The 2,090-nt window shown below is 53.6% G+C and carries 3 protein-coding genes; all 3 read right to left on the reverse strand.

Annotated features, from left to right (window positions below):
• Positions 1-213 (reverse strand): DeoR family transcriptional regulator (locus tag VJ956_RS14930; RefSeq protein WP_324085833.1); only part of this gene is annotated, 213 nt, incomplete at its 3' end.
• 260 nt (positions 214-473) lie between these two features.
• A protein-coding gene (locus tag VJ956_RS14935; RefSeq protein WP_324085834.1) for an IS3 family transposase occupies positions 474-1,825 on the reverse strand; the annotation gives its coding sequence in 2 pieces (ribosomal slippage) (positions 474-1,489 and positions 1,489-1,825; 1,353 coding nt in all).
• A 44-nt stretch (positions 1,826-1,869) separates the two neighbouring features.
• On the reverse strand, positions 1,870-2,090 hold a 221-nt coding region (locus VJ956_RS14940), incomplete at its 5' end, for a hypothetical protein (protein ID WP_324085835.1).

Consider the following 2,090-nt stretch of genomic DNA (forward strand, 5'->3'; position numbering starts at 1 on the left):
GTTCAGCGAGGTGCGCGCCGAATAGGGCAGGTTCGAATTGCCCTCGATGAATTCGGCCCCGCTGTGCAGGCGCCGGAGTTTTCCCTGCGCGCACAGCGCGTTGATATCGCGGCGGACCGTGTGGGCCGAGACGTGCAGTAACGCTGCCAGCTCGTCTACCATGACGCGCCCGCGCGACTGTGCCGTTTCGAGAATCTCTGATCTTCTGTTCATTCAACAGCCCCCTTGATGCTCTTATGAGCACAAATTGTGACATCTGAATGAAATCAGTGCTCACAAAAGCACTGATTGTTTCTTTGCAGGCTTCGCTCCGAATGACCGTTCAATGCGACCTTGGAGAAGCATGAATAATGGCGTTGACACTGCCGTCTAAAGGCGTGGTGTGTGCTTGCAGGATGGCTGTCCGTCGTCATATACAATGGGACATCAGAGCGGCTTGAACATTGGAGGCTCTGGTTCGGTTGTGTGATTGATTATGCTGCTTGTTTTTGATGTTGCAAGCGGCGTTGTTGGATTGTCTGTTTCTTGATTTTTTCCCTTTCCCTGAGTATGGCTTTGTCGCGGCCGAAGTAGACGTCGGCGGGTGTGACGTTGTTCAAGCTCTCGTGGTATCGCTGGTTGTTGTAATATTCGACGAAGGCCCCGATCTGGCGCTCAAGATCACCTGGCAGGTAGTAATTTTCCAGCAGAACCCGGTTTTTCATGGTTTGATGCCAGCGCTCGATCTTGCCCTGAGTTTGCGGGTGGAATGGCGCTCCACGGACATGGTCCATCTTCTGACCCTCCAGCCATTTGGCCAGATCGCCAGAGATGTAGCAGGAACCGTTGTCGCTGAGCAGACGGGGTTTGTGCCGGACCACGGCCTGGTCGCAGCCTGATGCCGTCAGGGCCAACTCGATCGTGTTGGTGACATCCTCAGCACGCATGTTTGTGCAGAGTTTCCAGGCAATGATGTAGCGACTGTAGTCGTCGAGGATAGTGCTGAGATAATACCAGCCCCATCCGATGATCTTGAAGTAAGTAAAGTCGGTCTGCCACATCTGGTTGATGGCGGTGGTCTTGTCCGTGAACTCATCGGCAGCCTTGATCACCACATAGTCTGGTGCTGTGATCAGATCAGCGGCTTTCAAAATACGATAAGCCGATGATTCAGAGACAAAATACCGCTTCTCATCGGTATATTTGACGGCCAGCTCGCGTGTGGTCAGCGCCTCATGTTCCAGCGCAAACTCGATCAGATCATCCCGCCGATCCTGCGGAATACGGTTCCAGACCGACTTTGGCCGAGGCGCGCGATCCGCGAGGGCATCAAAGCCACCTTCGACGTAGCGGTCATACCATCGGTAAAATGTGGTGCGCGGGATACCCAGTGTATCAAGGGTCATTTTTGTGGGCAGGTGTGACCCCTCAACCGTGCGGATGATCTCCAGTTTCTCGGACGCAGGGTATCTCATTCCTCGAACTCCCCAGCCCCTGTCATGCTTTTTTTGAGCAGACGGTTTTCCAAGGTGAGGTCAGCCACGCATTCTTTCAGAGCCATGGCCTCGGATCGCAGATCCTTCACCTCATGCGATGTCGCCTGACGCGCTGTGTCGCCGGAAAGACGACGCTTTCCAGCCTCAAGGAATTCCTTCGACCAAGTGTAATACAGGCTGTCAGAGATACCCTCGCGGCGACATAACGCCGAGATGCTTTCCTCCCCGCGCAATCCGGCCAATACAATTCGGATTTTCTCCTCCGCCGAGTAGGTCTGGCGAGTCTTGCGGCGGATGTTTTTGACCAGCTTGTCAGCTGCGTCTTTCGATGTTCCGGGCTTCTTGTTCATCTTCGCTCCTTAAAGGCTACGATGAACCAGAAACCCTCCGTTGTTCAAATCCTCAAATCTGTCCCACGGGTGCTGACGTCAGACATGTCCCACCAATAGCCATTTTCCGCAGCAGACCATGCTGTACCAAGTTTTCTCGAACTGATTGATAAAGACAAACATGAAAATGGCTCTCTACGGAATTTGCCCGCAGAGTTGGCTGAAAGGGTGCGTTCAGCAGCCAAAGAGGACGTTGATTTGGAGGAAGAAATTCGTGAAGCAGCCG

It is taken from the genome of Marinobacter sp. (assembly GCF_035268745.1).
GTDB lineage: Bacteria > Pseudomonadota > Gammaproteobacteria > Pseudomonadales > Oleiphilaceae > Marinobacter.